The following is a 7,831-nucleotide window of genomic DNA, read 5'->3' on the forward strand; positions in this document are numbered from 1 at the left end:
AGATTAAACTTAGCACTTTGCGGAAGCGACCTATAAAAGCTGAGGATCGCGGTGTATCGGGCCGTGTATTGCATGCTACATTTGTAGGTTCTAAAAAAAGCCTTACCCTCAGTGGTGATACGATTATGAAACTATTGGGGCTAAAGTCTACGTTATTTGATTTCTATGTTAATGTAAAACCGCCAACCTCTGCAGATAGCTTTAAAAATCCAAAAGCCTATCATAGTTTTAAGAAAGCTAATGACATGGTATATATTCGTGGCTATGGTTGGGGGCATGGTCTTGGCTTATCCCAGTGGGGGGCGGCTGCTATGGCACAAAAGGCAGGACAGACGAAGGATTATTATAAGACAATCTTGACGCACTATTATTCAGGCATTACTATTGATAAAATCTATTAGTGCTTATAGTAAATTAATTCATATTAGGTTATAGTAAGCTGAGTCATAGTAAATCAGTATTAATTGAATTATGATTTGAAAGGAAGTTTTACACCCATGAAGGTGACAGATTTTGATTATGAATTGCCTGAGGAACTGATTGCACAGCATCCAGTAGAACCGCGCGATTCTTCACGTTTGATGGTATTGGATAAACACAATGGGGCAGTCACTCACAAAGAACATTTTTATGAAATTCTTGATGAGCTCGGAGAAAATGATGTGCTCGTTTTCAATGATACTAAGGTCATTCCGGCTCGATTATACGGTCAACGTAAGGGCAGTGGCGGTAAAGTAGAAGTATTATTGCTTACACCTTGTGGTGAAAATCGCTGGGAATGTTTAGTAAAACCAGGCAAAAAATGTCCTATTGGGCAAGAACTCGTATTTGATGAACGCCTATCGGGTGTAGTGATAGATAAAACTAGTTTTGGTGGGCGTATTATAGAATTTACTGCTGATGGTATATTTGATGATATTATTCAGGATATCGGTGAAATGCCATTGCCTCCTTATATTCACGAAAAATTAGAAGATAAGGATCGGTATCAAACGGTGTATGCCCGCGAGAAAGGGTCCGCCGCAGCACCAACAGCAGGTTTACATTTTACGCCTAATTTATTGGAAGAATTAAAAAAGAAAGGCGTAACTTTAGCGTTTGTAACCCTTCATGTAGGTCTTGGTACGTTTAGACCTGTATCGGTAGATACTATTGAAGACCATGAAATGCATAGTGAATACTATGTGGTGACGCAGGAAACGGCAGATTTAATTAATAATGCAAAGGCTGCAGGCAAGCGTATTATTGCGGTTGGTACTACATCAGTGCGCACCCTAGAGTCAGCTACTAAAGAGGGTCAAGTACAGGCAGGTCATGATTGGACGCAAATCTTTATTTACCCTGGCTATGAGTACAAAACTGTGGATGCGTTGATTACAAATTTCCATTTACCTCAGTCTACCTTACTTATGCTCATCAGTGCCTTAGCGGGGCGGGAGCATTGTTTGGCTGCTTATAAAGAGGCCGTAGCAAAGCGATATCGCTTCTTCAGCTTTGGTGATGCTATGTTTATTCGATAATGTAAAATTTTAATAAATTACTTATAGTAGCTAGGTTGACTAAGTGATTTATGTTATAATGTTTACTTGATAGATTAATATAGTTAGGAGGATATGCTTGGTTATTACCTATGAATTAGAGAAAGAGTGTCCCCATACAGGTGCTCGTGCCGGCTTATTGCATACCCCTCATGGAACGTTTAAAACACCTATGTTTATGCCTGTAGGCACACAAGCTACAGTCAAAACAATGTCTCCTGAAGAATTAAAAGAAATGGGTGCTCAGATTATTTTGAGCAATACATACCATTTGTTTTTACGTCCTGGTCCAGAACTAGTGGAAGAGGCAGGCGGTTTACATCGTTTTATGAACTGGGATGGCGGCATTTTAACTGACAGTGGTGGATTCCAGGTGTTTAGTCTAGGCGATCTTAGAAAAATTACGGAAGAAGGGGTTGCGTTTAGATCTCACATTGATGGGTCTAAAAAATTCTTATCTCCTGAAATTGCTACTAAAGTACAAGAGCAATTAGGTTCTGATATTGCTATGGCATTTGACGAATGCATCCCTTATCCAGCTGATTATGCCTATACGGATCGCTCAACAGCGCGCACTACTCGTTGGGCTGAGCGCTGTCTTAAGGCTCATACTTCTAAGAAGCAGGGCATGTTTGGCATTGTGCAAGGTGGTATGTACAAAGACTTACGTACGCGCAGTGCTAAAGAATTAGTGGCTATGGATTTTGATGGGTATAGTATTGGTGGTTTATCTGTTGGTGAACCACATGATATTATGTATGATATATTGGAACATACGACGCCATTATTGCCGACTTATAAAGCGCGGTATTTAATGGGTGTAGGTACACCGGATTGTTTAGTAGAGGGTGTAGCTCGCGGTGTTGATATGTTTGATTGCGTATATCCTACACGGGTAGCACGCAATGGCATGGCTATGACACATACTGGGCGAGTGACTTTGAAAAATGCTGCGTATGCTCATGATTGGGGCCCAATTGAAGAAGGCTGTCAATGCTATGCATGTCGCAATTATTCAAGAGCATATATTCGTCATTTATACAAGGCAGAAGAGATTCTAGCCTTCCGTCTTGTGTCATATCATAATCTGTATTTCTTATTGGATTTCATGCGCCGCATGCGTCAAGCAATTTTAGATGACCGATTCCCAGCATTTCGCGATGAATTTTGGGGCCAATACGGTAAATAGGTGCTGAAAGATATATTTTTTGGAGGTGAATACGAATGGGTGATGTATCACAATTATTTCAAGCAGGTTGGCCGATTCTATTAATGGTCGTTATTTTCTATTTCCTTTTGTACCGTCCACAAAAGAAACAACAAAAGGCTAGAAATGAATTGCTTAACAATTTGAAACGAGGTCAAAAAATCGTTACAATTGGTGGCATTTATGGCACAATTAATGAATTGCATGAAGACTATGTAATGCTTCAAGTAGCTGAAAAAGTAGAAATGAAATTTGCTCGTACTAGCATTGCTACCGTGTTAGGTAAAGATGACAAATAATATGGACAAATCAAACTTACGCCTTGCTTATAAAGCAAGGCGTCAAGCTATGCAGGAAGCAGATTGTGCACAAAGAGCACAGCACTTAGTTACTCATATTAAGAGTCTAACAGCATACGAACAAGCTGAGTCTATTATGGCGTATTTAGCGATGCCTAAAGAGGCGAACTTAGATGCACTTATAGAGGATGCATTAGCCGCAGGTAAGACTGTTTATGTGCCTATATGCATTGATAAAACTCGCATGATTGCTGCTAAGCTGGCTTCTTTAGAAGCGGTGGATCGAGGTGTTCTCAATATTCGTATACCCAAGGCAGGATATGAAACAATTGAGGCTATAGCACTCGATTTAATCCTTGTGCCTGGGGTGGCCTTTGATGAAACAGGTGGTCGTCTCGGTATGGGAGCAGGCTATTATGATCGCTTTTTAGCACCTGTACCAAGCAATAAATGTATTGGCGTAGGTTGGGATATACAGGTGAGTGCTGAAAACTTGCCTATGAATTCCTATGATAAGCGACTCGGTGGGCTTGTTACGGATTGTAGAATTAAGATGTTTTAAACCACATGGTTTAAAAAGGGGGAATATCCTTTGAATAGTAAGGCAGTTGCCAAGTTTCTTGCTGTCATTGCAATTATAGTAGGGGTTTTTATTTATTTTATTGGACCTCTGGCAGAATCAATTAAACAGGGCCTCGATTTACAAGGTGGTACACATATTGTATTAGAAGCCGAAGATAGTGGGGATAATAAGGTTACCGATGATGCGGTAGAGCGTGTTATTCAAATCTTAAGCCGCCGTATTAATGAAATGGGGCTTACGGAACCACTTATTCAACGTGAAGGCAAAAAACGTATTATTATTGAATTACCAGGTGTAAAAGATCCTGATGAAGCTATTAAGACCATTGGTAAAACAGCGGTAATGGAATTCCGTGATGAAGCTGGTGTGGTTCATTTAACTGGTAATGACTTAAAAGATGCAAAAGAACAGCTTGTACAAAATAAACAAGCTGAAGTTGCCCTTGAATTTACTGATGAAGGGGCTGAAAAATTTGCTCAATTAACAGCAGCAAATATTGGTCGTCACATTGGTATTTATCTTGATGGTGAACAATTGACGAATCCTGTAGTTAATCAAGCTATTACAGGTGGTAAAGCTGTTATTACAGGGAGCCGTAACTTAGATGAAGCTAAGAATTTAGCTGTATTACTTCGTTCTGGTGCACTTCCTGTAAAAGTGAATGTCATGGAAGTTCGTACTGTAGGCCCAACACTGGGGCAAGACTCCAAAGATAAGTCAGTTACAGCCTTTGCTGTAGGGATTGGCCTTATTGTAGCCTTTATGTTGGTACTATATCGCCTTTCCGGCTTTGTAGCTACTATGGCATTACTTGTATATGTTATGATTTTACTTGTTGTATTGGGGCCATGGGTCTTAAATGCAACATTGACCTTGCCGGGGATTGCGGGGATTATCCTGTCCATGGGGGTCGCGGTGGATGCTAATATCCTTATTTTCGAACGCTTTAAAGAAGAAGTGTTTGAAGGTAAAACGCTTCGCATGTCCATGGAATCCGGATTCCGTCGTGCCTTTGGTACTATTTTTGATGCCAATACATCAGTTATGATTACGGCTATTATCTTGATTTTATTAGGTTCTGGACCAGTAAAAGGCTTTGCTATTACGCTGGCATTAGGGGTAGTAGTAAGTATGTTTACAGCCATTACTATGAGCCGTTCCTTGTTACACTTGCTTATTGAATGTAATATTACCAATCATCCATTCTGGTATGGTGCTAATATTTCCCCAAGTGCTACTATGGACCTCTTCAAGAAGGGAGGGGCTAAGAAATGAGTTTTGATGTAATTAAACACCATCGTTGGTGGTTTGTCATTTCTTCCATCCTAGTTATCGCCAGCCTAGTGTCTATGTTTACTAAAGGCTTTAACTTTGGTATTGATTTCACAGGTGGTACGATTGTAGAGGTGCGTTTTACTCAGTCAGTAGATGTATCTCAAGTCCGTGATGACTTGAAACAATTTGGCCTTGAAAATGCGATTATTCAGGAATCGAATCAAGCTGAAGGTGCTGTAGGTAGTGATATTATCATTCGTACGCGTAACCTAGATTCTAATGAAAGCCGGGCTATCGTAGAAAGTTTGAGCAAAAATGTAGGTCCTAATGAAGTAAAGCGTGTAGAGTCTGTTGGGGCCGTTATTGGTTCTGAAGTAACACAACATGCATTGATTAACTTAGCCGTTGCTTTCGTGGCCTTAGCACTTTATATTTCCTATCGATTTGAATATAAAATTGCTCTGTCTGCCTTGGCTGCTATTTTTCATGACTTACTCATTGTATTAGGGGTATTCTCTTTCTTCCAATTAGAAATTGACTCCTCTTTCTTAGCGGCTATTCTAACGGTAGTAGGGTATTCAATGAATGAATCTGTTGTTATTTTTGACCGTATTCGTGAAAACACCCATACTCATAAACGTACAGATACTTTTGCCGACCTTGCTAATGCAAGTATTGAGCAAAGTATTCACCGTAGTATGTACACATTGCTAACTGTTATGTTTGCATGTTGCTCTTTGTACTTCTTTGGTGGGGATACGACTAAGAACTTCGCTCTTTGTATGATCGTAGGCTTCATTAGTGGTGCTTATTCTGCGATTTGTGTAGCTACTTCTATTTGGGCTATTTGGAAAAGTCGCAACAAGAAAGACCTTCGTAATGCGTCTCGTGCGTAATTTGAGCGTTGCAGTCTAATACAAATTAAACACAGTGTATATTGCCTTAGTTAGTATATAATGGGGCAGTATTCACTGTGTTTTCTTTTAATTTTTAGAGAAGGAGAGATTTTATTGGAACAAGTGGAGCAAGCAAGGCAGACAACTAAGATATGGTCGCCTGAATTTATTGGTTGTGGTTTAAGTAGTTGTTTATTTTACATAAGCCAGTATGTTTTGATTGCTGGATTACCACTTATTATTACTTTATCCTATGGCGGTACTGCGTTTGAGGCAGGTCTGGCAATGACATATTTTCAAATTGGCACCATTTTATGTAGACCTTTTGCAGGGGAGTTAATAGATGCGCTTAATAAACGTCGCGTGCTTTTTACTTCGACTTTAGCATTTTTATTAATCATGGTGGCTTTTTACTTTACGACCTCGTTAAATCTTATATTTTTACTTCGTTTTTTCCATGGCATGATTTTTGCTATTGGTACAACTGCCGTAGCGGCGGTGGCCGTGCTAGTTCTACCGAAGGCGCGAAAAGGTGAGGGGATTGGATACTTTTCTGTATTTGTTAATGTAGCTATGGTTATAGGTCCTTTTTTGGGGCTTACTATCTTATCTATGTGGGGGAATGAAGCCTTTTTTATATTTTTGATAATTTGTTCCATCTGTAGTTTCTATGCGGCTAATCGGAAGCCTTTAAGTGATGAATTAGCATTGCCAGGCTTGCGAGGTAAAAAGAAGTGGAACATGGAACGTTTTTTGGAAAAAGCAACATTTCCTTGGGCTTTGATGGGCTTATTTATGAGTTTTAGTTACGCCGGTGTACTGGTGTTTGTGCCCATCATGTTAAATGAGCTAGGGGAAGGGACGATGGCCAGTATTTTCTTTATATTGTTTGCTGTTACTATTGTTGTGACAAGACCTTGGGTGGGAAGAGCTTTTGACCAGTTAGGAGCAAATGTACTCATTTATCCAGGCTTTATTATTTATATCGCAGGAATTGTTATACTTAGTTTTGCTAGTAATGCTTGGTGGGTTATTATTTCAGCTCCTATTATTGGTCTTGGTTATGGAGCTATTAGTCCTGCCTTTCAGACTATTGGCGTACAAGCAGCACGACCTGAACGAGCCGGAGCGGCCAATGCAACGTATTTCTTGTCCTTGGATATTGGCGTAGGCTTAGGTTCTGCTATTTTGAGCCTGCTCATAGGTGCTATTGGTTTTCATAACATGTATTTATTAGATGCTGCTGTAGCTTTAGTAGGATTTTTACTCTATCATTTTTATGTACGTCAATATTATAAAAAATGATTGTGTTGTAAGATGGAATGTATTTTAATGTACGGTTGAATAGTATTATATTTCTGCTGTATAGGTGAATAATACTGAATAACTAAACCAGTACTATATTTCTAAAATAGTACAACATTTCTAAACTAGTACTACACTTCTAAAATAGTACTGCATTGTCAGTATGTTAGTGAATCCAGAAGAAGGTCATAAAGAATAGTCAAAAAGGCTATTCTTTATGGCTTTTTTTGTGGAAAATTGTAAGTTAGTTGATTTGTTAGGCGTACTTGGGGATATGAGAGTATAATGGTGTAATCAACTACAGCTAGCGTATAAGGCTAAGTGCAAGCAAAGAAATAAGAATAGTATAAAGGAGAAATATATGTAAGCATAAGATAGGTATAAGATAAGTATAAGAGTAAGGGTAAGGGGAAGGGGAAGGGGAAGCCTGTTGGGGCCTAACTAAAGAAATTTAAAAAAAGCAAAATAGGGGTTGACGAATAGTTTAGAATTAGATATACTATTCAAGTCGCCATTACTTAGGTCCAAAACGTAAGTAGTGTGGTGAGGGTATGACCAGTCTTTTTGAAAGCTTTTAAGAAACTATGTTAAAAAAGTTTTTAAAAAGTGGTTGACATAATAAAAAGAACTTTGTTATAATAACAAAGTCGTCAGTGAGACATTGAAGTCGCTGGACATCAGATCTTTGAAAACTGAACAATGTAAGGTAATCATTTCAAACGAAATGA

7 protein-coding genes and 1 pseudogene are annotated in these 7,831 nt (G+C 39.0%); all 8 read left to right on the plus strand.

Going from position 1 to position 7,831, the window contains the following annotated elements:
* Positions 1–401, plus strand: a pseudogene (locus Q0376_RS07840) (stage II sporulation protein SpoIID); the annotation flags it as partial.
* Between the two features lie 96 nt (positions 402–497).
* Positions 498–1,520 carry a tRNA preQ1(34) S-adenosylmethionine ribosyltransferase-isomerase QueA gene (gene queA, locus Q0376_RS07845; protein ID WP_298706245.1) on the plus strand — a complete coding sequence of 341 codons (1,023 nt, stop codon included), beginning with the start codon at positions 498–500 and terminating at the stop codon, positions 1,518–1,520.
* A gap of 97 nt (positions 1,521–1,617) precedes the next feature.
* Positions 1,618–2,727, plus strand: coding sequence for a tRNA guanosine(34) transglycosylase Tgt (tgt, locus tag Q0376_RS07850; RefSeq protein WP_298706248.1), 1,110 nt, complete (start codon positions 1,618–1,620; stop codon positions 2,725–2,727).
* A 35-nt stretch (positions 2,728–2,762) separates the two neighbouring features.
* Positions 2,763–3,044 carry a preprotein translocase subunit YajC gene (gene yajC / locus Q0376_RS07855; protein ID WP_295789772.1) on the plus strand — a complete coding sequence of 94 codons (282 nt, stop codon included), beginning with the start codon at positions 2,763–2,765 and terminating at the stop codon, positions 3,042–3,044.
* Between the two features lies 1 nt (position 3,045).
* Positions 3,046–3,606 (plus strand): 5-formyltetrahydrofolate cyclo-ligase, encoded by a 561-nt coding sequence (locus Q0376_RS07860; protein WP_298706251.1) that lies wholly within the window; start codon positions 3,046–3,048, stop codon positions 3,604–3,606.
* A gap of 30 nt (positions 3,607–3,636) precedes the next feature.
* On the plus strand, positions 3,637–4,902 hold the full coding sequence (gene secD, locus Q0376_RS07865; RefSeq protein ID WP_298706254.1) for a protein translocase subunit SecD: 1,266 nt from the start codon (positions 3,637–3,639) through the stop codon (positions 4,900–4,902).
* Positions 4,899–5,798: a protein translocase subunit SecF gene (secF, locus tag Q0376_RS07870; RefSeq protein ID WP_298706257.1), complete on the plus strand. Its 900-nt coding sequence runs from the start codon at positions 4,899–4,901 to the stop codon at positions 5,796–5,798. The genes secD and secF overlap by 4 nt, the downstream gene beginning before the upstream one ends.
* 123 nt (positions 5,799–5,921) lie before the next feature.
* Positions 5,922–7,103: an MFS transporter gene (locus Q0376_RS07875; protein WP_298706260.1), complete on the plus strand. Its 1,182-nt coding sequence runs from the start codon at positions 5,922–5,924 to the stop codon at positions 7,101–7,103.
* Positions 7,104–7,831: the final 728 nt, after the last annotated feature.

The sequence above is a fragment of the uncultured Veillonella sp. genome, assembly GCF_937981445.1.
Classification (GTDB): domain Bacteria; phylum Bacillota; class Negativicutes; order Veillonellales; family Veillonellaceae; genus Veillonella_A.

Coding starts and splice junctions, on each gene's coding strand:
- yajC (WP_295789772.1), top strand. CDS start 2,763: ATGGGTGATGTATCACAATTATTTCAAGCAGGTTGGCCGATTCTATTA.
- queA (WP_298706245.1), top strand. CDS start 498: ATGAAGGTGACAGATTTTGATTATGAATTGCCTGAGGAACTGATTGCA.
- Q0376_RS07860 (WP_298706251.1), top strand. CDS start 3,046: ATGGACAAATCAAACTTACGCCTTGCTTATAAAGCAAGGCGTCAAGCT.
- secF (WP_298706257.1), top strand. CDS start 4,899: ATGAGTTTTGATGTAATTAAACACCATCGTTGGTGGTTTGTCATTTCT.